The sequence below is a fragment of the Phaeobacter sp. LSS9 genome (genome assembly GCF_003443595.1).
GTDB classification, from domain to species: domain Bacteria; phylum Pseudomonadota; class Alphaproteobacteria; order Rhodobacterales; family Rhodobacteraceae; genus Phaeobacter; species Phaeobacter piscinae.
This window is the reverse complement of sequence record NZ_CP031956.1, coordinates 100,013-121,235: the sequence shown is the minus strand read 5'-3', so window position 1 is coordinate 121,235 and position 21,223 is coordinate 100,013. Positions and strand designations below refer to the sequence as shown.

The 21,223-nt window shown below is 62.8% G+C and carries 19 protein-coding genes; 4 read left to right on the top strand and 15 right to left on the bottom strand.

The window, feature by feature from the left end; all coding sequences use genetic code 11:
• Nucleotides 1-104: 104 nt before the first annotated feature.
• The 11 genes from lpxC to ftsW form a co-directional block, all read right to left on the bottom strand.
• On the bottom strand, nt 105-1,040 hold the full coding sequence (gene lpxC / locus D1820_RS00615; RefSeq protein WP_118067531.1) for a UDP-3-O-acyl-N-acetylglucosamine deacetylase: 936 nt from the start codon (nt 1,038-1,040) through the stop codon (nt 105-107).
• A 214-nt stretch (nt 1,041-1,254) separates the two neighbouring features.
• Nucleotides 1,255-3,051 carry a cell division protein FtsZ gene (gene ftsZ / locus D1820_RS00610; RefSeq protein ID WP_118067530.1) on the bottom strand — a complete coding sequence of 599 codons (1,797 nt, stop codon included), beginning with the start codon at nt 3,049-3,051 and terminating at the stop codon, nt 1,255-1,257.
• A gap of 449 nt (nt 3,052-3,500) precedes the next feature.
• Nucleotides 3,501-4,835: a cell division protein FtsA gene (gene ftsA / locus D1820_RS00605; RefSeq protein WP_014874087.1), complete on the bottom strand. Its 1,335-nt coding sequence runs from the start codon at nt 4,833-4,835 to the stop codon at nt 3,501-3,503.
• A 1-nt stretch (nt 4,836) separates the two neighbouring features.
• Nucleotides 4,837-5,730 (bottom strand): cell division protein FtsQ/DivIB, encoded by an 894-nt coding sequence (locus D1820_RS00600; protein ID WP_118067529.1) that lies wholly within the window; start codon nt 5,728-5,730, stop codon nt 4,837-4,839.
• A complete protein-coding gene (locus D1820_RS00595; RefSeq protein WP_118069941.1) occupies nt 5,718-6,638 on the bottom strand; it encodes a D-alanine--D-alanine ligase in 921 nt (306 codons plus the stop codon). Before D1820_RS00595 ends, D1820_RS00600 begins: the two co-directional genes overlap by 13 nt.
• 287 nt (nt 6,639-6,925) lie before the next feature.
• Complete coding sequence (gene murB, locus D1820_RS00590) at nt 6,926-7,849, bottom strand: UDP-N-acetylmuramate dehydrogenase (protein ID WP_118067528.1); 924 nt, start codon at nt 7,847-7,849, stop codon at nt 6,926-6,928.
• Between the two features lie 183 nt (nt 7,850-8,032).
• Nucleotides 8,033-8,284 carry a DUF2484 family protein gene (locus tag D1820_RS00585; RefSeq protein WP_040174185.1) on the bottom strand — a complete coding sequence of 84 codons (252 nt, stop codon included), beginning with the start codon at nt 8,282-8,284 and terminating at the stop codon, nt 8,033-8,035.
• A complete protein-coding gene (locus D1820_RS00580) occupies nt 8,281-8,535 on the bottom strand; it encodes a DUF2484 family protein (protein ID WP_024097913.1) in 255 nt (84 codons plus the stop codon). Before D1820_RS00580 ends, D1820_RS00585 begins: the two co-directional genes overlap by 4 nt.
• Nucleotides 8,536-8,593: 58 nt before the next feature.
• Nucleotides 8,594-9,991, bottom strand: a complete 1,398-nt coding sequence (gene murC / locus D1820_RS00575; RefSeq protein ID WP_118067527.1) for a UDP-N-acetylmuramate--L-alanine ligase — start codon at nt 9,989-9,991, stop codon at nt 8,594-8,596.
• On the bottom strand, nt 9,988-11,085 hold the full coding sequence (locus tag D1820_RS00570) for a UDP-N-acetylglucosamine--N-acetylmuramyl-(pentapeptide) pyrophosphoryl-undecaprenol N-acetylglucosamine transferase (protein WP_118067526.1): 1,098 nt from the start codon (nt 11,083-11,085) through the stop codon (nt 9,988-9,990). Before D1820_RS00570 ends, murC begins: the two co-directional genes overlap by 4 nt.
• 19 nt (nt 11,086-11,104) lie before the next feature.
• Nucleotides 11,105-12,316 carry a putative lipid II flippase FtsW gene (gene ftsW, locus D1820_RS00565; protein ID WP_052463923.1) on the bottom strand — a complete coding sequence of 404 codons (1,212 nt, stop codon included), beginning with the start codon at nt 12,314-12,316 and terminating at the stop codon, nt 11,105-11,107.
• Between the two features lie 132 nt (nt 12,317-12,448).
• Here ftsW and D1820_RS00560 point away from each other — a divergent pair, with 132 nt between their 5' ends.
• The 3 genes from D1820_RS00560 to D1820_RS00550 all read left to right on the top strand — a co-directional run bounded on the left by D1820_RS00560 (nt 12,449) and on the right by D1820_RS00550 (nt 14,453).
• Nucleotides 12,449-13,630: an NAD(P)/FAD-dependent oxidoreductase gene (locus D1820_RS00560; protein ID WP_118067525.1), complete on the top strand. Its 1,182-nt coding sequence runs from the start codon at nt 12,449-12,451 to the stop codon at nt 13,628-13,630.
• Between the two features lie 81 nt (nt 13,631-13,711).
• Nucleotides 13,712-14,005 carry a putative quinol monooxygenase gene (locus tag D1820_RS00555; protein ID WP_096868483.1) on the top strand — a complete coding sequence of 98 codons (294 nt, stop codon included), beginning with the start codon at nt 13,712-13,714 and terminating at the stop codon, nt 14,003-14,005.
• A 4-nt stretch (nt 14,006-14,009) separates the two neighbouring features.
• Nucleotides 14,010-14,453, top strand: a complete 444-nt coding sequence (locus D1820_RS00550; RefSeq protein ID WP_118067524.1) for a MarR family winged helix-turn-helix transcriptional regulator — start codon at nt 14,010-14,012, stop codon at nt 14,451-14,453.
• A gap of 3 nt (nt 14,454-14,456) precedes the next feature.
• On the opposite strand, the gene murD is transcribed toward D1820_RS00550, so the two are convergent.
• On the bottom strand, nt 14,457-15,854 hold the full coding sequence (murD, locus tag D1820_RS00545) for a UDP-N-acetylmuramoyl-L-alanine--D-glutamate ligase (RefSeq protein ID WP_118067523.1): 1,398 nt from the start codon (nt 15,852-15,854) through the stop codon (nt 14,457-14,459).
• A gap of 129 nt (nt 15,855-15,983) precedes the next feature.
• Between murD and D1820_RS00540 the strand changes: the two genes are divergently transcribed.
• Nucleotides 15,984-16,898, top strand: coding sequence for a glutaminase (locus tag D1820_RS00540; RefSeq protein ID WP_118067522.1), 915 nt, complete (start codon nt 15,984-15,986; stop codon nt 16,896-16,898).
• Nucleotides 16,899-17,214: 316 nt separating this feature from the next.
• Here the strand turns inward: D1820_RS00540 and mraY are convergent, their stop codons facing one another.
• The 3 genes from mraY to D1820_RS00525 are packed head-to-tail and all read right to left on the bottom strand — an operon-like array spanning nt 17,215 to nt 21,218.
• Nucleotides 17,215-18,297 (bottom strand): phospho-N-acetylmuramoyl-pentapeptide-transferase, encoded by a 1,083-nt coding sequence (gene mraY / locus D1820_RS00535; RefSeq protein ID WP_024097922.1) that lies wholly within the window; start codon nt 18,295-18,297, stop codon nt 17,215-17,217.
• Nucleotides 18,298-18,324: 27 nt separating this feature from the next.
• Nucleotides 18,325-19,737, bottom strand: coding sequence for a UDP-N-acetylmuramoyl-tripeptide--D-alanyl-D-alanine ligase (gene murF / locus D1820_RS00530; RefSeq protein ID WP_118067521.1), 1,413 nt, complete (start codon nt 19,735-19,737; stop codon nt 18,325-18,327).
• Nucleotides 19,734-21,218: a UDP-N-acetylmuramoyl-L-alanyl-D-glutamate--2,6-diaminopimelate ligase gene (locus D1820_RS00525; protein ID WP_118067520.1), complete on the bottom strand. Its 1,485-nt coding sequence runs from the start codon at nt 21,216-21,218 to the stop codon at nt 19,734-19,736. Before D1820_RS00525 ends, murF begins: the two co-directional genes overlap by 4 nt.
• Nucleotides 21,219-21,223: the final 5 nt, after the last annotated feature.

Below are 21,223 nucleotides of genomic sequence, written 5' to 3'. Positions count from 1 at the left end.
AGCGCGCGGTCCGGTTGGCGCCGGGTGCGCCCCGTTTGCCGGGGGAACCCAGATTGAACGTCAGGCCCCCCAGCCGACGTTCCCGCCCGATAGCCTCAATTCAGTTACGCAACGCGGCGCGCGTCGGTCGGGATCTCCGCCCAGACCAGCCCCTGCCCGGGCAGGCGCGCTGTCATCGCGGTATCGCAGGTCACCTGACGCACGGCGCCGGGCGTTGCAAACACGGCCCGCAGCAACGTGTTGGTCAGTGAATGACCGGCACGGTCGCCAATGTAATGGCCAAACACAGGACCACCGGCCAGCGACAGATCACCAAGCGCATCCAGCATCTTGTGGCGCACCGGTTCATCCGCGTGGCGCAGGCCCAGACCGCTTTGGACTTCGGGACCGTCAAACACCACCGCGTTTTCGCCAGGAACACCCCCCAGCGCCAGACCATTGGCCTGCATGCTTTCAACGTCAACACGACGGCAGAAGGTGCGGCTGTCACAAAGCTCACGCGCGAAGGCGCCATTGCGCAGATCCAGTGTTTTGCTTTGACGGCCAATCGCCGCCTCAGCAAAATCGATGTGGAATTCGATGGTCAGACGATTGCTCGGCAACAGGGTCGCTGTTGCGCCGTCGTGGCTGACACTCACTTGCTTCAGGATCTGATAGGCGGTGACAGGTGCAGCGAGACGCTGAATGCCGGTCTGCATGATGCCGCGAACAAAATAGGCCGAAGACCCATCCATGATCGGCACTTCGGGACCGTCGATGTCAATCATCGCATTGTGGATGCCACAGCCCGCCAGCGCGGCCATGATGTGCTCTACCGTGGAAACCGCAACGCCGGAGGCATTAACCAAACGTGTGCAGAGCGGCGTCCGCTCGACCCGGTCCCAAAGCGCGGGGACCAGAGTGTTGCCCAAGGCAATGTCAGTGCGCCGGAAGCAGATGCCGTGCCCTGCCGCAGCAGGCTTCAGGATCATGCGAACAGGTTTGCCGGAGTGGAGGCCCACCCCGTCAAATGTCACTGATGCTTTAAGCGTATTCTGCACGTTGGCCTCATTCCGTATGGGAGGGCCGCAGTCTTGGCCCTTGTTGCGGAACAGAGGTAAGGTGTCACTCCGTCAGGCTCAACTCAATCTTTGTAACGGAATGAAACATCCCTGTAACAGATAGGCAAAACACTGCCCAACCGGCAATAAACCTCTGATACAAAATGAAAAAAGGCCGCCAGATGGCGACCTTCTCATCTTATATGTGATCAGTTCAGTTGGCTTGACGGCGCAGGAATGCCGGAATTTCGATCCGCTCCTGCTCCGGGTTGGCCTGACGCTGCGGCTGGGCAGCCGGGGCGGCCTGCTGGCCCTGATGCGCAACTTGGGGCTGATGCATCGGCGCCTGTTGAACCGGGGACTGCTGCACCGGCGGCTGCTGGCGCGTCGGCTGCTGCGGCTTGGCAGGCTGGCCTTCAGCGGCGCTGCCAGTCATGCGGTGGATCAGGGAGTTGAGGCCAAACCGGCGCTGTTCCTGACCTGCTGCAGCGGGCTGCTGCTGAGGCTGGTGCTGCTGCACCTGCTGAGGCTGCGGCGCACGCGGCTGAACCGCATCAATCGAGGGGCGCTGCTGCATATGCGGCTGCTGGACCTGCTGTTGCATCGGCTGCTGAGGCTGCGCACGCTGTGCGGCGGCCTGAAGACGCACGATCGCCTCAGGCGACGGGGTGCCGGGCGCAGGTGCCTTCGGCGCGACAAAGCTTTCGGCCTGAGTGCTGGCCACATCCGCTTGTGGCTGGAATTCCGGCGCAGGCGTGCCCTGATAGGCCGGCGCAGGCAGACCATCGGCGCCCAGCTGTTCGCCTGCGTCTTCCAGAACCTCTTCGTAGTGGCCCTCTGCAGCGGCCTGACCGTCATCGAATTCCGAGAACAGCGACGGCTCTTCCTGCGCAGCGGCAACCGGCTCAGCGGTGGCGGCGATGGGCTGCTCGACCGGGGTATTCAGCTCCAGCGGCGCGGCGCTGCGGGTTTCTTCAACGCTTACGGTCTGTTTCAGCGGTGCAGACATCGGACGCCGCGGCACCGGAATGTCGGAGTGGACGTCAACCGCATCAATACCGGTGGCAACCACGGAGACGCGCATCTTGCCTTCCATCTCAGTGTCGAGGGTGGAGCCAACGATGATGTTTGCGTTCGGGTCGACCTCTTCGCGAATGCGGTTGGCCGCTTCGTCCAGTTCAAACAGGGTCAGGTCATGGGCGCCCGTGATGTTGATCAGAACACCCTTCGCACCTTTGAGGCTGATTTCATCGAGAAGCGGGTTGGCAATGGCTTTCTCGGCAGCCTGCACCGCGCGATCTTCGCCCTCGGCCTCGCCGGTGCCCATCATTGCCTTGCCCATCTCGTCCATTACGGCACGCACATCCGCAAAGTCGAGGTTGATAAGGCCGGGGCGGACCATCAGGTCAGTCACACCCTTAACACCCTGATAAAGAACGTCATCCGCCATGGAGAACGCCTCGGTGAAGGTGGTTTTTTCATTGGCCAGACGGAACAGGTTCTGGTTCGGAATGATGATCAGTGTGTCGACGACCTTTTGCAGGGCTTCGACGCCCTCCTCGGCCTGACGCATCCGCTTGTTGCCTTCGAACTGGAACGGCTTAGTGACAACACCCACGGTCAGCACACCCAGTTCACGGGCGGCCTGCGCGATGATCGGCGCCGCACCGGTGCCGGTGCCGCCACCCATACCTGCGGTGATGAAGCACATATGCGCCCCCGCGAGGTGATCCACGATCTGTTCGATGCTTTCTTCAGCGGCAGCAGACCCAACCGAGGGGCGCGCACCCGCACCCAGACCTTCGGTCACCTTGATGCCCAGCTGGACGCGGCTCTTGGAGGCGCTTTGCTGCAGCGCCTGCGCGTCGGTGTTGGCGACGACAAAGTCCACGCCATCCAGCTGTTTGTCGATCATGTTGTTGACGGCATTGCCGCCTGCCCCGCCGACGCCAAACACGGTAATCCGGGGCTTCAGCTCTTCCTGGCCGGGCATCGAAAGGTTCAAGGTCATGCTCGTTCCGCCTGTGTTTATCAGCCCTCCCGCAAGGGCCTATTCCTGTCCATCTTTGCGACAATCCTACCGCGCAGCACGAGTCGCGTCATCCAAAAAAGCGCTATTTTCCACAAAATATAGACATAGTATTGTCTAATTTCGCGACATTTCGCCGATTCTGGCAAATGCTGTGGAAAGCCACGCAACACACCACAACATGACGTCAGCCCCCGAAAACCAAAGCCCTCGAAAGCACATCTCGTCACTGATACTGGTGGCCACTGCTCGGCCTACATGCGCCGCATGATGCGGTCGTTATCGGAATATTAACGCGGCGGGATTTCGCTGTCACCTGCGAAACCACCTTGCCAGCGAAGTTTTTCGTTAACATTTGATTAATGAAAGCCCTGCAACCACAGGTCCCGAGGTGACGACAGGCCCTTGTCAGCCCTGCCGGACACCACCGCTCACCAGTTGTCGCGGAACCATTTCACCGCCCGCTTCAACGTGCCGCTGGCGTTGCGATCCACCGGCATTTCAAAATCCCACCACTCATCCTGCGGATGGGCGGCAAACAGGCTGAGACCAACAGCGGAGGCAAAGCCGGGACCGGTCGCCGATTGCGGCAGGCCGTGGACGCGCAAAGGCCGGCCAAGCCGCACCTGCTGGCCCAGAACGCGGCTCGCCAACCCGTCCAGACCCATGATCTGGCTGGACCCACCGGTCAGCACGATCTGCTGGCTGGGCAGACTGTCAAACCCAGCCGCATCCAGTCGGGCTCGTACCTCTTCAAGGATCTCCTCAACACGCGGGCGCATGATGCCGATCAACTCGGCCCGGCTGACTGTGCGGCGATCATGCTCCCAATCGCCGGTGTCGGCATGGATGTCGATCATCTCGCGGTCATCCGCGCCGGTGGCATGCACCCCGCCATGGAAGGTCTTGATCCGCTCCGCATTGGCGGTCGGAACCCCCAGACCCATGGAGATATCGCTGGTGATGTGATCGCCACCCATACGCACCGCATCGGCATAAATCATATGTTTCTTCATGAAGACCGAAATCGAGGTCGAGCCGCCGCCCATATCGATGCAGGCCGCCCCCAGTTCCTGCTCATCCTCAACCAGCGCGGCAAAGCCGGAGGCATAGGCAGAGGAGGCAATTCCCGCCAGTTCCAGATCACAGCGCTGGATACAGCGCACGAGGTTCTGCACCGTCAGCGCATCCACCGTCAGCATGTGCATATCCGCCGCCAGCGTCTGCCCCATCTGACCGCGCGGATCGTTCAGACCGGAGCGGTTATCCAGCGCAAAGTTCACCGGTTGGGCATGCAGCACCTCGCGCCCGGCGCCATATTCCGGCACCTCGCAGGCGGCCAGCACGCGGGCGATTTCATTCTCGGTCACCACCTGGCCTTCCAGATCGACCTGTGCATCCAACCCGTAGGAGCGCGGGTTGGCCCCGGAGAAACAGGCGATCACGTGATCCACCCGCACCTCAGCCATTTTCTGCGCCGCCTGAACAGCGGTGCGGATGGCGCGCTCGGTTTCCTGCATGGCGGTGATCTCGCCAAACTGCACCCCGCGGGAGCGGGTGGTGGCCGCGCCGATCACCCGAAATCCCGACTGCCCCGCCAGCGAGCCGATGGAATTGTCCTCGCTCAGCCGCCCGGTGCCGTCAAAGCGCAGCACCAGACAGGCGATCTTGGAGCTGCCCACATCCAGAATGGCCACAACACCGCGCTGCATCGCCTGACGTCGCATCTGCCGCATGGCGCGCTGGGATTGGTAAAGATCGGTCATGTCATAGCCCGCCTGCGTTCAACTGTCGGATCCGCCACCAGTCCTCGACGGCGTTTTCGGTCATTCTTACGGTCGGACGCGCCGCCAGGCGCATGTCCACCGCCGCCACGTCGCGCTCCAGAAGGTCACGCACTTCGCTGACGGCAATCACCCGCTCCAGTGCGGGTACAGGGTTTTCGGCCGGCAACATGATCCGCTGACCACGGTCCAGCACCAGATCCCAGCGCCGCTCGCCAATGCGCACCAACCCGCGCATCCGCGGCCCCAACGGCTTGGCCACGGCAAACAGCCGTAGCGCTTCCACAATGGCATCATCCGCACTGCGCCCGGCCACCAGCGGCAGGTCCGGGTGCATATTGCGTGCGCCCAGCTCAGCCACATGCACCCCATTTGCATCCAGCAGCGCCAACCCTTCGCGACTGCGCCAGACAACAGCGGGCTGGCGTTCTTCCACCGTGACCTGAAGCACACCACCGGGGCGGATCCGCACATCCGCCGTCTGCACCGGGTCCAGCCCGGTGATCTCATCGCGGATCTGCGTCAGATCCAGATCGAAGGAACTGATGGGGAAATCAATCGGCACCACTTCGCGGATATCTTCGGCAACGCTGCGCCCGGCCCCATCAATGGCCATCACATTGACCATGAATTCAGGCCGCTCCTCGATCGACGCCTGCAGGTCGCTGATCATCACCTGCAACCGGTCGCGCCGCGCGTCATCCGCCATAAAGGCGGCCCCAGCGACAAAAACCAGACAGAAGGGAATGCCAAACCGCACACCAAAGCGGATGCCCGGCGTCAGCATCCAGCGCTGGATGCGATAGGTCAGCCGCGATGGAGCCGGATCAGGGCGCCCCTCGCGGGGTTTGCGGAAACGGTCGATCAACGAGGACATGTCGCATCCTCAACCAGCCAGGAACAAAGCTGCCCGAAGGTCATACCGCTATGCTCCGCCTGCTCCGGTGTCAGAGAGGTCGGGGTCATGCCGGGCTGGGTGTTGGTTTCCAGCAGGATCAACCCCTCGGCTCCGCGCGACTCGTCCCAGCGGAAATCGGTCCGGCTGATGCCCCGGCACCCCAGCGCATCATGGGCCTTCACCGCGTAGTCAAGGCAAAGCGCAAAAATCTCTTCGGGAACATCTGCCGGCAACACATGCCGCGAACCGCCGGGTTTGTATTTCGCGTCGTAGTCATACCAGCCGTCGGTCAGGATATCCGTTACCGTCAATGGCCGGTCACCCAGCACCGTGGTGGTCAGCTCACGCCCGGGGGCAAAGCTCTCGACCATCACCTCGTCCGGCATATCCTGCGACAGCTGCGGCGGGCCATTGGCCACCTCATTCACCAGATAGACACCGACGCTGGAGCCTTCGTTGTTGGGCTTCACCACATAGGGCGACGCCATCACATGCCCCGCCATCACCTCGGCTTTGGAATAGATCCCGCTCTCAACAACCGGCAGGCCAGCGGCGCGGTAGATTGATTTGGCGCGCTGCTTGTCCATCGCCAACGCCGAAGCCAACACTCCGGAATGGGTGTAGGGGATGCCAAGCCATTCCAGCAGACCCTGAACGCAGCCATCCTCGCCCCAGCGGCCATGCAGCGCATTGAAGACCACATCGGGGCGATCCGCCTGCAAACGCGCGGCAAGATCCGGACCCGCGTCCAGTTCCGTAACCTGATATCCCTCGTCCCGCAGTGCGGTGGCGCATTCACGCCCAGTGGACAAAGACACCTCGCGCTCAGCCGAGGGGCCACCCATCAATACCGCCACTTTCGGGAGTGTCCTGCTCGACTTACTCACGACAAGCGCCTCAAATGTTCCGGGGCTTTTCGCCCCTTGTTGTGCGATCCCAAATTGACCGCAAATGCGGCAGGTCAAGACCTGCCTTTTTGATATTGCGAGGCGTGTTCCCCGCACTGCGCGCACCCTTGTGGTTCGCTGTCACCACATTAACGTCATAAACGTTACCGGCCCGTTAACAGTGCCTTTACCAAGATCGCGCTTTTCCAGTTTGCCTGCCGCTGCGATTCCCAAAGCGGCGCCCTGCTGATCAGGAGTAACATCCTGAAAAACATGGCCTTTGTCGGCTATTTGGAAAGCGGATCCCCCACCCGCATGATTTCCCACTCTAGCGTTATGCCAGAATTGGCGTAAACCTTTTTTCTGACATCTTCCCCCAATCCCTCAAGATCTGCGGCAGATGCGCCACCCGTGTTAATCAAGAAATTGGAATGCTTCTCGCTCATCTGCGCAGCCCCGCGCCGCGCGCCGCGCATTCCGGCATCATCAATGACCTTCCAGGCCTTCAGATCATGAACGTCATCCGCCTGGCCGGTGGAGGAAAACCCCGCCGGATTGCGAAAGGTGGATCCCGCAGACCGGTCCTTGGTTGGCTGTGTCGCATCGCGCTTGGCCAGCTGTTCCTCCATGCGCGCATGCAGCGCATCCGGCTCACCCTTGCCACCGCGCAGGGTCGCCGATACCAACACCGCCCCCTCAGGCAGATCGCTCTGGCGGTAGGCGAAATTCAGGTCTTCCCCGCTCAACGTCACCACATCACCACTGCGCAGCACCACGGTGGCCGACTGGAACACATCCGCGACATAGCTGCCATAACAGCCCGCATTCATCCGCACAGCGCCGCCAATGGAGCCGGGGATGGTGCGCAGAAATGTCAGATCAATGCCCGCGTCTGCCGCCTTGCGCGCCACATGACCATCCAGCGCGGCAGCCCCCGCCACAACCGTGTCGCCCTCAATCTCAATCGAATTGAACCCGCGCCCCAACCGGATCACCAGCGCCCGCATACCACCGTCCCGCACGATCAGGTTTGAGCCGACCCCCATCGGAAACACCGACACCTCTGGGTCGAGACTGCGCAGCATATGGCTCAGATCCTCGATATCGGCAGGCTGAAACAGATAATCCGCCGGGCCGCCAACCTGCAGCCAGGTCAACCCGGATAGATCGCGATTGGGATGAAGCTTGCCACGCAGCCCGTCGATATTCATATGCCCTGCCCCTGCCTGTCGCACCAATACGCACTGGCGCCATTATGGCCACCCGGACGCAGAAAAAGACTCATGCACGCCGGATCAGACCTGCGTTTACTCTGGTTTGGGTCGGGCACACAATGGCCCAACCCGATGCCAGGTGCCAAAGGAAGATTGCAAGAGCGAAAGAATCGGCGGGCTTCAGCCGCGGCTCAGCCGACTGCGCAGCCAGCGGCCCAGATAGATCACCGGCCAACGCAGCATCGACATGCCTGCAAACAGCACACCCAGCCCCCACCAGGGGCCGTTTTCATAAGTCACATAGCCGACGAGCGGGATACCTGCCGCGATCAGCAGATAGGCGCGCGACCAGTGATTGTCGCGGCTGGGCACCATCGCCAACACATTGGCCGCCACCACCCAAAGACAGGCAAGGATGAGCGACAGCGTCATTCCTTCACCTCCGGCGCCGGGGCTCGGCGCAGGCGCGACAGCACGTGCAACAACGGGCGGCGGAACATCGACACCAGCGCAAATGTGCCAAAAGCGGCGGCAAACCAGCCGTGATCCCGTCCCAGCAGATAAATCAGAACCGGCGCCACAGCGATCAGTGCGATCCCCGGCCCCCGCTGCCAGCGCAGCGGCAATGCGGCGACGCCGGTGGCCACGAACACCCAGAGGATGGCAGCAAGCAGGCTCAGCATGGCGTCACCTCACCCACCGGGCCAACCGCCAGCAGATATGAGATCACGCCCGTCACCCTCAGCCCCGCAACCGTTCGGGCAGGCCATTGGCCCAGGCGCTGATGGTCCCCGCCCCAAGGCAGACCACCATATCACCGGGGCGCGCCTGTTCGCGCACCAGGCGTTCCAGATCCGATTCGTCCAGCAGGGCGCGCGCGTGGCGGTGGCCATGGCGGATCAGACCGGCCACCAGATCATCGCGACCGGCGCCCTCGATCGGGTCTTCACCGGCGGCAAAGACCTCGGCGATGGCGACTACATCGGCCTCATTGAAACAGGCACAGAAATCTTCAAACAGGCTGGACAGGCGCGAGTAACGATGCGGCTGATGTACCGCAATCACCCGCCCGTCGCAGGCCTGACGCGCCGCTTTCAGCACGGCGGTGATCTCAACCGGATGGTGGCCATAGTCGTCGATGATGGTGACACCATCCACTTCGCCCACCTTGGTAAAGCGGCGGTTCACCCCGCCAAAGGCGGCCAGCGCCTCGCGGATCTCACTGCTCTTCATGCCCAGATGGCGCGCCACGGCCACGGCGGACAATGCGTTGGAGACATTGTGATCCCCCGGCATCGGCAGAGTGCAGCCCTCGATCACGCGGTCTTCGGCCTGCAAGTGAATGTCGAAATGCGCCACACCGGCCTTGTAGGTCAGGTTGACCGCACGCACATCCGCCTGCGCGTTGAAGCCATAGGTCACAACCCGGCGGTCGGTGATCCGGCCCACCAACGCCTGTACCTCAGGGTGATCGGTGCAGCAGACCGCGACGCCATAAAACGGGATGTTGGAGACAAAGTCATAAAACCCGTCCCGCAGGGTGTCGAAATCCCCCCAATGCTCCATATGCTCCGGGTCGATATTGGTAACCACCGCGATGGTCGCAGGCAGGCGGTTGAATGTGCCGTCACTCTCATCGGCCTCAACCACCATCCACTCGCCCTGCCCCATCCGCGCGTTGGAGCCATAGGCGTGAATGATACCACCATTCACAATCGTCGGATCGAAATGCCCCGCCACCATCAGCTCTGCCATCATGGTGGTGGTGGTTGTCTTGCCATGGGTGCCTGCAATGGCGATGTTGGATTTCAGGCGCATCAGCTCTGCCAGCATCTCTGCCCGGCGCACCACCGGCAGACCACGCAAGCGCGCCTCGTCCAGCTCGGGATTGCCCGGTTTGATCGCTGAGGAAATGACCACAACTGCGGCCTCCTCCAGGTTTTCCGCCGCCTGCCCGACAAAGATCCGCGCGCCCAGCTCTGTCAGCCGGTTGGTGATCTTTGACGCCTTCAGATCCGAACCCTGCACCACATAGCCGAGGTTCAGCAGCACTTCGGCAATGCCGGACATGCCGATGCCGCCGATACCCACAAAATGGATCGGGCCGACGTCGCCGGGGAGTTTGGTTGCAGGGGTCATGTCATTCCTTCCTCGGACAGCTGTTCAACAAGCCCCACCAACCGCTCGGTCGCGTCGGGAATACCCACCTGCAAGGCGGCCCGCGCCATCTGGCTGGCACCATCGGGATTGCTGAGAACCGCGCTCATTTGCTCTGCCAGCGCCGAAACGTCAAGAGCGCTCTCCGGGATCAGGATCGCAGCACCGGCATCCACCAGCCCACGGGCATTGGCGCTTTGATGATCGCCAGCCGCTGCGGCAAAGGGGATCAGGATCGACGGGCGGCCAATCACCGCGATATCCGCGACCGAGGAGGCGCCAGAGCGTGAAATCACCAGCTGCGCTTCCGACATGCGCGCAGGCACATCACTGAAGAAGGGCTGCACATCCGCCGAGATCCCATGTTCGGCATAAAATTGCGTCACCCGGGCGCCATCCTCATCGCGCGCCTGATGCGAGACACGCAACCGGCTGCGCAGCGCCTCGGGCAGCGCCGCAATCGCCCCCGGCACCACATCCGACAGGATCCGCGCGCCCTGGCTTCCGCCCATCACCAGCACCGACATCGGGTAATCACCGGGGGGGATATAGCCGGCCCCAGCGCGTTCAAGAACAGCGCCGCGCACCGGGTTGCCGACATGCACGCCATCAACCCCTTCCGGCAGATCCGTCGGCCAGACACCACAGGCCACACCGGCCACCCGGGTGGCAAACAGCTGATTGACCCGGCCCAGCACGCCGTTTTGTTCATGGATCATGCGCGGCAGTTTCAGCAGCGTCGCCGCTCCCAGCGCCGGAATCGACGGGTAGCCGCCAAATCCCACCACCACATCGGGCCGGTCGCGCCGCATCTGCAGCGCCATCCGGGTAACACCCGCCGCGATCTTCGGTGCCACCATCGCCTTCGCCAGCAGCCCGCCACGGGCAAAGGTGGCCGAGGACACCTCGGTGATCTCCGTTGTATGAGGATAGCCGCCGGTGTAGCGGGCCCCGCGCGCATCGGTGGACAGCTTCACCCGCCAGCCGCGTCTCAGCATCGCTTCGGCCAGGGCCTGCGCGGGGAACATATGCCCCCCGGTGCCACCCGCCGCCATCAAGAGCAATTTCTGCGCCATCGTAATTCAGGTCTTTCTTCTATCCGCGCCCGTGGCCGCGCGCAGGCCCGGTTTGATGCCCGTGACCCCGTCCGTGTCCACGCAGGAAATCCGCGATCTCGCCCTGCGGACGCGAGCGCGAAAACGCCAGCAGCATACCAACCGCAATGCCGCCCGCAATGAGGGAGGAACCACCATAGCTCACAAACGGCAAGGTCATCCCCTTCGCTGGTAGCAGCCGTACAGCAACGCCCATGTTGATCATCGCCTGTACCCCGAAGGTGCAAACCAGACCGGTGCCTGCAAGGCGGATGAACGTGTCCCGTTCCCGCATCAGGCGGAACAGGGTCCGCGCCACAACAGCGGTGTAGAGCAGGATCAGGATCACCACCAGGACAAGCCCGTATTCCTCGGCCGCGACGGCAATGATGAAATCGGTGTGCGCATCCGGCAGCGACCATTTCACTTCGCCCTCGCCGACACCAACGCCAAACAGACCACCCTCGCGGATGGCGTTGGTGGCATAGCCCATCTGGGTCGTCGGATCGATTTCAGGGTTCAGGAAGCCGTCAATGCGGCGGGCAAAATGCTCTGAGCTGGAATAGGCGACAACGCCGCCCATCACCACCACCGCCGCCATGATCACCAACAGCAGCATCGGCGCGCCAGCCACGAAATACATAACGCCCCAGCCAAACAGCACCAGACAGGCCTGACCAAAGTCGGGCTGCATCACCAACATCAGCACCACGGTCAGACACAGGCCAAAGGACATCAGCGTGCCCGGTGGCCCGTTGATCTGCTGGCTTGCGGCAATCATCCAGGCCGCCACCACGATAAATCCGGGCTTCAGGAATTCTGACGGCTGAAGCGACGCAAAGCCAAGGCTGTACCAGCGCGTCGCGCCCTTGCCAAAATCGGTGCCAAACACCGGCAGCAGGGCCAGCGCCACAAAGGCGCAGATAAACCCGATGACCGCCAGCCGCCGCACCAGCGTCGGTGACATCATCGAGGTGATCACCATCGCTACCAGCGCCGTGATACCAAACACCGCCTGCCGCTCAACATAGTGGAAATTGTCAAATCCGTTGCGCTCTGCCAGCGGGACCGAGGCCGCAAGCCCCAGCAAAAGCCCGATGACAAACAGCATCAGGACGCAGGACATCGTCCATTTGTCCAGCGTCCGCCACCATTTGGGTAGAATCGGCTCGCCCGCCTGTACGGGGAGCGCGCCATAGACCATTTCAGTCATGGGTAAACCGCCACTATCTGCCTCGTGATCCGTCCCGTTTTCGGGATCGTTGGGCAAACAGTACCCGGAAAGTTTTCATCAGGCCACCCTCTTCCTCTTGCCTTTGGCAGTTATCCGCGCCTATGGCCGGGCATGGCTTATGAAACCCTGATCCTTGGCGCCGGCGCAGCTGGCATGATGTGTGCAACGCGTTCCGGCCCCGGCACGCTGGTGATTGATCACGCCAAGGCACCGGGTGAAAAAATCCGCATCTCTGGCGGCGGGCGTTGCAATTTCACCAATATGTACGCAAGCCCGGAAAACTACCTGTCGCAGAACCCGCATTTCTGCAAATCCGCCATGGCGCGCTACACCCAGTGGGATTTCATCGAGCTGGTGGACCGTCACGGCATCGCCTGGCATGAAAAAACCCTCGGCCAGCTGTTCTGCGATGGCTCGGCCAAGCAGATTGTCGCGATGCTGGTGGAGGAACTGAAGGCAGCGGGCGCCGATCTGTGGCTGCAAACCAGCGTGACCTCCGTTGCGCGCAGCGCCGATGGGTTCCGCGTCGAAGTGGCGCGCGAGGGCCAGCCGCAGGTGCTGACAACCCGCAATCTGGTGATTGCCACGGGCGGCAAATCCATCCCCAAGATGGGGGCCACCGGCCTCGCCTTTGATTTGGCACGTCAGTTTGATCTGCCCCTGACGGACACCCGCCCCGGTCTGGTGCCTTTCACCTTTTCCGAAGAGCGCTTCAAACCGCTGGCGGGCGTTGCCCTGCCCGCGCGGCTGTCGAATGAGCGCACCAGTTTTGACGAGGCCCTGTTGTTCACCCATCGCGGCCTGTCTGGCCCGTCGGTGTTGCAACTGTCGTCCTACTGGCATGAGGGGGAGCAGATCAGCGTCAATCTGATCCCTGAAACGCCACTATTTGACCTGTTGCGCAGCCAACGTCAGGAGGCCGGACGCAAGGCACTGACCACCGAACTCGCCCGCCACCTGCCTAGTCGGTTGGTGGATTTCCTCGCCCCGGAATTCGGCCTCAACGGACGGCTGGCAGATCAATCCGACGCCGCCTTGCGCGATCTCAGCGACCGTTTGGAAAACTGGCACCTCACCCCCTCCGGCAGCGAAGGCTACCGCACGGCAGAGGTCACGCTGGGCGGCATCGACACCGATGCGCTGTCGTCAAAAACCATGGAAGCCAAAACCGTTCCCGGCCTGTATGCCATTGGTGAAGCGGTTGATGTGACCGGCTGGCTTGGCGGCTATAATTTCCAATGGGCCTGGGCCTCAGGCGTGGCCGCAGGCAGCGCCATCGCCGCCCGCAGCTGAGCCAAGCCGCCCGCCTGTGGCTTGACATCCGCGCCCGCACCTCTATTTAGTTACCATGATAACTCATTAAGGAGCCTTTTCATGACAACGCAATTTCAGCTGATCGCCAAAATCACCCCGAAGCCCGAGCATATGCAGGATGTCCGCGACAGCCTCACCAGCATCCTGGCCCCCACCCGCGCCGAACCCGGCTGCCTGAAGTTCAACCTGCTTGAAGGCCGCAGCGGCGATTGTTTCTACTTGGATGAGGAATGGACCAGCGACGACGCCCTCGCTGCCCATTACGATATGGATTACATCAAACCGATCTTTGCCAAATATGAAAACTGGCTGGCGGCCCCGGCTGAAATCCACAAGATGACCGCGCTGGCCTGACCGCATGTTCTTCCTCAAGGAGCTGCCCTCCCGCCAGATGGTCGAACGCTACGTGGAGGCTTATGGCAGTGACCCGGCGCTTATCAGCGATGCCCTGCTGATGATGCGCCGGGCCAGCCTGCTGATCCGCAAGTTGGAAACCTATTTTGCAGGGCATGGCCTGTCGCAGCTGCGGTTTCTGGTATTGATCGTGATTGACCGGGAACCGGATCGCCAATGGCTCAGCCCGAATGAGATCGCGCAGCGGATTGATGTCTCGAAACCGGTGATGACCCGCACGCTGCACGCGCTGCAGGCCGACGGGCTGGTTCGCATCACCGCAAGCGAGACCGATGGCCGCTCCAAGGAGGTGACACTGACCCCCGAGGGCCATGCCCGGTTACAGGCCACCCTGCCCGAATATTACGAGATCCTATCCAGAGAGATGGCGCAATCCGCAGCTCAGTAGGCGTCAACTCTGCAGCTTCGCCACCTCGGCGATGAAGTCCTCGCCGCGCTGTTCGAAGTTGTCGTATTGGTCAAAGCTCGCCGCCGCAGGGGCCAGCAGAACCGTATCGCCCGCCTCCGCCTCGGCGCTGGCGCGGGCGACGGCCTCGGCCATGGTGATGCAGACCTCAGCCTCGACGTCCAGCTGCATGGCAAAACCCGCCGCCTCGCGCCCGATCACATAGGCTTTGCGCACCTTACCGGTCTGGCCGCGCAGGGCCTCCAGCCCGCCATCTTTCTCCAACCCGCCGCAGATCCAGCGGATATTGTCAAAGGCGCTCAAGGCCTTCACCGCGCTGTCCAGATTGGTGGCCTTGCTGTCATTCACATAGCGCACGCCTGCGTGGGTCGCGATGGTCTGACTGCGATGCGGCAGACCCGGATAGCTGGCCAGCGCGTCCTCGATCAGACGTGGTGCGAGGCCCAAAGCACGCGCCGCCGCATAGGCCGCACAAGCATTCTGATGGTTATGCGCGCCGGGCAGCCCCTGCATCTGGCGCAGATCGATCGACGCCGCCTGTCGCCCTTTGCGGTATTCACTGAGGAACCCCTTGCGGGCAAAGACCTGCCAGCCCGGTCCGGTCAGTTTCCGGCTGGCTGAGATGCGGATCACCCGGTCGTCGCTGGCGGCCTCAGAGAGCTGACCGGCCAGATACAGCCCCTCATCCTCATCCACGCCGATGATAGCGCGATCCGGTCCGCCTTCGGCAAACAGCCGTCGCTTGGCCGCGAAATAGCCGCCCATGCCCGCGTGCCGGTCCAGATGGTCGGGGCTGAGGTTGGTGAACACCGCCACGTCCGGCGTCAGCGCGCGGGCCAGATCGGTCTGATAGCTCGACAACTCCAGCACCACGATGCCGCCGGATCCCGGCGGATCAATGTCCAGCACACCCCGACCGATATTGCCCGCCAGCTGGCTCTCACGTCCGGCCTCCTGCAGGATGTGGTGCAGCAACGCCACCGTGGTGGATTTGCCGTTGGACCCTGTGACGGCCACGATGCGCGGCGCCTGATCGAACCGTTCCCAGCCCCGTGTCGCAACCGAGCGGAAGAACAGCCCGATATCATTGTCCACCGGCACGCCCGCGACCATCGCCGCGCGGATCACCGGGTTGGGTTTGGGATAAAGATGCGGGATCCCCGGCGAGACAATCAATGAGGCGATGTCATCAAATGCCCCGGATTTCAGCAGATCGCGGCAGGTGAGCCCCTCAACCTCGGCCCGCGCCCGTGCGCCGGGATTGTCGTCCCAGCAGATCGGCTCCGCTCCACCTTCGCGCAGCGCCCGTGCGGTGGCAAATCCCGACCGGCCCAGCCCCAACACGGCGACTTTTGCGCCCTCAAAACCTGTGACAGGGATCATCGCCCAACCTCCCGCAAAACCTTTGATCAAATCGCTACCTGATCCATGGAACCAATGCCAGTCCCGTTGCGTTTGTCACCGCACCAGCATCCGGCTAACGTCGGCCATAAATTGGGAGGCCCCGTAGCCATGGACGCGCGCTTGCAGCAGATCCTCGACGCCATCAACAGCGATCTTCGCGATGACCCCGACCGGGGCGAGGTCGCCAGCTATATCCCGGAGCTGGGTCAGGTCGATCCCGACCAATTTGCCATCACAGTGGCAACCGCCGACGGGCAGATCTACAGCGCGGGGGATGCCGCCACCCGGTTTTCGGCCCAAAGCATCACCAAGGTCTTCACCCTCGCCATCGCGCTCGGTCGCTCTGGCGATCAGCTGTGGCGGCGGGTCGGGCGGGAGCCTTCGGGCACCGCGTTCAATTCCATTGTCCAGCTGGAACACGAACGTGGCCGCCCCCGCAATCCATTTGTGAACGCAGGCGCGATTGTCACCACAGATGAGGTGCTGGCCGGACGAGAACCGCGCGAAGCGCTGGCCGAGTTCCTCAGCTTTATCCGCGCCGCGGCGGAGGATGACGACATTCACATCAACGCCGATGTGGCCCGCTCGGAAACCGCCCATGGGCACCGCAACTTTGCCCACGCGCATTTTCTCGCCTCTTTCGGCAATCTCAAGAACCCGCCAGAGAAGGTGCTGGGCACCTATTTCCACCATTGCGCCACCGAACTGACCAACACGCAGCTGGCACGCGCGGGGCGGTTTTTGATTGGCGCCGACTGCCATCCGCGCATGGTCTCGCTGGACCGGGTGCGACGGCTCAATGCGCTGATGCTGACCTGCGGGCATTATGACGGGTCAGGTGAATTTGCCTATCGCGTCGGCCTGCCCGCCAAAAGCGGAGTAGGCGGCGGCATCCTCGGTGTTGTGCCGGGACAGGCCTGCATCGCCGTTTGGTCGCCGGGGCTGGACCGCAATGGCAATTCCAAACTGGGCACTGAGGCGATGGAACGTCTTGCCCGGGAAATGGACTGGTCGGTGTTTTAGGCGCGTTGCCAGCCCTGCGCACGCAGCGGTTATCCTCCGTTCAGGCGCCACCGCTACTCTGAAGACGTTGCAACACGAAGACCAGGAGACCGTCCCCCATTCCCAGTCCCACCAAGGCTGTCGGGGGATCCGCACAGGCCGACAGACGGAGATGACCCCTAGCAAAGGTCATCCACCCTCCGCCCCTCCAGCGGCGCCGCCTTCTTCGTACTGAAAAACCGCCCAAGGCATCCCTGCCCAGAGCGGTTCCAGATATCAGACTAGACCGGCCCACCGGCCCCGCAGGACAGCCTGCGCGGCGGCAATCGGCCGTGACTTAGCGCACTTTCAGGGTCGCCAGACCAATCATCGCGAGGATCAGCGAGATGATCCAGAAGCGGATCACGATGGTCGGCTCCGCCCAGCCCTTTTTCTCATAGTGGTGATGGATCGGCGCCATCAGGAACACCCGCTTGCCGGTGCGTTTGAAATAGAGCACCTGAATGATCACCGACAGCGCCTCCACCACAAAGAGCCCGCCAACAATCGCCAGAACCAGCTCGTGTTTGGTGACCACCGCAATGGCCCCAAGCGCGCCACCCAGCGCCAACGACCCGGTATCGCCCATAAACACAGCAGCCGGCGGCGCGTTGTACCACAGGAACCCCAGGCCACCGCCAAACAGCGCCGCGGCAAAGATCAGGATTTCCCCGGTGCCAGGCACGTAATGCACATCCAGATATTCGGTGAAGTCAACGCGCCCCACCGCATAGGCGATCACGCCCAGCGTGGAGGTCGCAATCATCACCGGCATAATCGCCAGCCCGTCCAGACCGTCAGTCAGGTTCACCGCATTGGCCGCGCCAACGATCACGCAGATCGAAAACGGCACATAGAACAGGCCCAGATTGATCAGCGTATCCTTGAACACCGGCAGCGCCAGCTGGTTTTGCAGCTCCACCGGATGATAGGCGGAGGCCCAAAGCGCTGCGATCACCGCGATGGTGATCCCCAGCGCCAGCCGCAGCTTGCCCGGAACGCCTGCGGTGTTCTGCTTGGAGACCTTGGCATAATCATCCGCAAAGCCGATCAGCGCGAAGGACAGCGTGACAAACAGCACCAGCCAGACAAAGGGGTTGTCCCAACGCGCCCACAAAAGCGTCGCGGTCACCAGCGCACCGACAATCAGCAAGCCCCCCATGGTCGGGGTGCCCGCCTTTGCCAGATGCCCCTCAGGTCCATCGTCGCGGATCGGCTGGCCCTTGCCCTGCTTGCGGCGCAGCACGTTGATTAGCGGCGGCCCAAACAGAAACCCAAACAGAAGCGCCGTCAGAAACGCCCCGCCCGCGCGGAAGGTGATGTAGCGGAAGAGGTTGAAGAGATCCCCCCCATCCGACAGCGCGGTTAACCAATAGAGCATGTCAGCCGGTCCTCAGTTCATCAAAGTTCAGAAAGTGGTCTCGCCATGACTCAATTCACGGATGCCGTCAACGATCTTGGCCAATGCCATGCTGAGCGAGCCTTTTGCCAGCACCACGTCCCCCGCACCGATCTGACCCGCCAGATCCGCCAGCACATCAGCGCTGCTGGCATAATGACCGCCGCGTTTCTCAGCTGGCAGCGCGGCATGGAGCGCGCCCATCAGGGGGCCAATGCAATGCACCGCCTCCAGATCTGCCATCGCGGGCAGCTCAGCCAGCGCCACATGCAACTCAACCTCCTGCGGGCCGAGTTCCTTCATATCGCCAAGATAGGCAATCCGCCGCCCGTCGCAGGGGGTTGCCGCCAGCACCGTCAGCGCCGCCGCCACAGACGTGGGATTGGCGTTATAACTGTCATCCAGCAGCAGGATGTCCCCCTTCCCTTCGCCCAGCGACACGGTTTCCCGCGCGCCACGACCGGTGACCGGCGACCAGAGCGACAGGCTCTGCACCGCCTTGGTCAGATCCAGATCCAAGGCCGCCAGACAGGCCAGCGCCCCTAGCGCGTTCATCGCGAAGTGCGCGCCAAGGGACTGGATATGCAGACGATGCGTCTGTCCATCCGGCAGCGTGATCAAGGCCAGTGTCTCATCCCCGCGCAGGGTGGTTGCGGTCAGCCGGTATTTGGGAGCAATCGACCCCTGCCCGGCGCCGAACCACAACACATCGCCAGCCGCGCCCTCGGCAACCACCTGCAGGATCGGCGCCTCGTCGATATCGGCGTTCAGAACCGCGACGCCGCCCGGCTCCAGCCCCTCCATGATGGCGGCCTTCTCGGCGGCGATGCCGTCGATCCCGTCAAAGGCCTCCAGATGCACAGGGGCCACAGTTGTCACCATCGCCACATGCGGGCGCGTCTGTTTCGCAAGCGGGCTGATCTCACCGGGGTGGTTCATGCCGATCTCGATCACGGCAAATTCGGTGTCACGCGGCATCCGCGCCAATGTCAGCGGCACGCCCCAGTGGTTGTTGTAGCTGGCGACGGCCGCATGGGTGCGGCCCTGATCCGACAGCATCCGCGCCAGCATCTCCTTGGTCGAGGTCTTCCCAACGGATCCGGTGACCGCAATCACCCGCGCACCTGTGCGCGCGCGGCCTGCTCGGCCCAGGGCCTCAAGTGCGGTCTGCACATCGTCAACCAGCAACAATGGCGCATCTTCGGCAACGCCTTCGGGCCTGCGCGAGACCAGCGCGGCACCCGCGCCTTTCTCCAGCGCTTGCGCCACAAAGTCATGGCCATCACGCGCGGCCTTTAGCGCCACAAACAGATCGCCCTTGGCAATACTGCGGGTGTCGATGGAAATACCGTTCACATGCCAGTTGCCAATGGCCTGACCGCCAGTTGCGGCGGCGGCCTCCTTAGCTGTCCAAAGGCTCATACCAATCTCCCGTCCAAAGCGGCGACGGCCATGCTGGCCTGCTCCACATCATCAAAAGGCAGAACATCGCTGCCGACGATCTGGCCGGTCTCATGCCCCTTGCCGCAGATCAGCAGGGCATCGCCCGTCCCAAGCGCATCAACGCCGCGCAGGATCGCCTCAGCCCGGTCGCCGACCTCCATGGCATCCGGTGCACCGCCTTTGACAGCGGCGCGGATCACCGCCGGGTCCTCGCTGCGGGGGTTGTCATCGGTGACGATCACCAGATCGGCGTTATTCTGCGCCGCCTGCCCCATCAGCGGGCGTTTGGCGGCGTCACGGTCACCACCTGCGCCGACAATGGCCACCAACCGACCCAACACATGCGGGCGCAGCGCCTTGATCGCGGTGGCCACGGCATCGGGGGTATGGGCGTAGTCGACAAACACCGTCGCGCCGTTTTCCCGCGTGGCGGCCAGTTGCATCCGCCCCCGCACGGTCTGAAGATGCGGCAGCGTGTCAAACACCGCCTGCGGATCCTCTCCGCTGGCAATCACCAGACCGCAGGCCAGCAGGATATTCTCCGCCTGAAACCCACCAATCAGGTTCAGCCGCGCCTGATAGGGTTTGTCGTGCCAGGTGAAGCGCATGTCCTGCCCGGAGGCATCATAGCGCGCGCCCACAAGGCTCAGATCACCCACGCCACGCCCGACGGAGATCACCTCCTGCCCGCGAGCGGCAGCGACAGCCCGCATCTGCGCCCCGCGGGGGTCATCCATATTGATCACCGCCACGCCGTCATCCGGCAGGACCCGGCGGAACAGACCCGCCTTGGCAGTGAAATACGCCTCAAATGTTTCGTGATAGTCCAGATGATCCTGGGTAAAATTGGTAAAACCCGCCGCCGCCAGATGCACGCCGTCCAGACGCCGTTGCTCCAACCCGTGAGACGAGGCCTCCATCGCGGCATGGGTGACACCGGCAGCTGCCGCCTGCGACAGCGCATCATGCAAGGTGACCGGTTCCGGTGTGGTGTGATTGAGCGGGTGGCTCCAGGCGCCCTCCACACCGGTGGTGCCAAGGTTCACCGCCTGATGGCCCAGCTCAACCCAGATCTGGCGCACGAAGCTCGCCACCGAGGTTTTGCCATTGGTGCCGGTGACCGCCACCATGGTTTCAGGCTGCGCGCCAAACCACAGGGCGGCCGCATAGGCCAGCGCCTGACGCGGGTCTTCGACAACCACCAGCGCTACGGTCGACTCGCGCAAAAGCTCCGCAACGATCTGCGCCCCGGCTGCGTCGGTCAGGATTGCCGCCGCCCCATTGCCAAGTGCTGCGGGGGTGAATTTCGCCCCATGCACCTGACTGCCGGGAAGGGCCGCAAACAGCCCGCCCTCGACCACCTTGCGGCTGTCCACGGCAATGCCCCGGATCATCGGATCGACGCCGCCACGCGCGGTCAGCCCCAACTGGCTGAGAGGACGGTTTTCAATGGTGCTCATAGCAA

Bases quoted from the DNA above. Each gene is read 5' to 3' on its own strand.
- ftsA (WP_014874087.1), bottom strand. From the start codon at position 4,835: ATGACCGATCTTTACCAATCCCAGCGCGCCATGCGGCAGATGCGACGT.
- ftsW (WP_052463923.1), bottom strand. From the start codon at position 12,316: ATGACTGAAATGGTCTATGGCGCGCTCCCCGTACAGGCGGGCGAGCCG.
- murB (WP_118067528.1), bottom strand. From the start codon at position 7,849: ATGAATATCGACGGGCTGCGTGGCAAGCTTCATCCCAATCGCGATCTA.
- D1820_RS00585 (WP_040174185.1), bottom strand. From the start codon at position 8,284: ATGACGCTGTCGCTCATCCTTGCCTGTCTTTGGGTGGTGGCGGCCAAT.
- D1820_RS00570 (WP_118067526.1), bottom strand. From the start codon at position 11,085: ATGGCGCAGAAATTGCTCTTGATGGCGGCGGGTGGCACCGGGGGGCAT.
- D1820_RS00555 (WP_096868483.1), top strand. From the start codon at position 13,712: ATGACAACGCAATTTCAGCTGATCGCCAAAATCACCCCGAAGCCCGAG.
- D1820_RS00600 (WP_118067529.1), bottom strand. From the start codon at position 5,730: ATGTCCTCGTTGATCGACCGTTTCCGCAAACCCCGCGAGGGGCGCCCT.
- murD (WP_118067523.1), bottom strand. From the start codon at position 15,854: ATGATCCCTGTCACAGGTTTTGAGGGCGCAAAAGTCGCCGTGTTGGGG.
- D1820_RS00540 (WP_118067522.1), top strand. From the start codon at position 15,984: ATGGACGCGCGCTTGCAGCAGATCCTCGACGCCATCAACAGCGATCTT.
- ftsZ (WP_118067530.1), bottom strand. From the start codon at position 3,051: ATGACCTTGAACCTTTCGATGCCCGGCCAGGAAGAGCTGAAGCCCCGG.
- D1820_RS00550 (WP_118067524.1), top strand. From the start codon at position 14,010: ATGTTCTTCCTCAAGGAGCTGCCCTCCCGCCAGATGGTCGAACGCTAC.
- D1820_RS00560 (WP_118067525.1), top strand. From the start codon at position 12,449: ATGGCTTATGAAACCCTGATCCTTGGCGCCGGCGCAGCTGGCATGATG.
- D1820_RS00580 (WP_024097913.1), bottom strand. From the start codon at position 8,535: ATGCTGAGCCTGCTTGCTGCCATCCTCTGGGTGTTCGTGGCCACCGGC.
- mraY (WP_024097922.1), bottom strand. From the start codon at position 18,297: ATGCTCTATTGGTTAACCGCGCTGTCGGATGGGGGGGATCTCTTCAAC.
- murF (WP_118067521.1), bottom strand. From the start codon at position 19,737: ATGAGCCTTTGGACAGCTAAGGAGGCCGCCGCCGCAACTGGCGGTCAG.
- murC (WP_118067527.1), bottom strand. From the start codon at position 9,991: ATGACCCCTGCAACCAAACTCCCCGGCGACGTCGGCCCGATCCATTTT.
- D1820_RS00525 (WP_118067520.1), bottom strand. From the start codon at position 21,218: ATGAGCACCATTGAAAACCGTCCTCTCAGCCAGTTGGGGCTGACCGCG.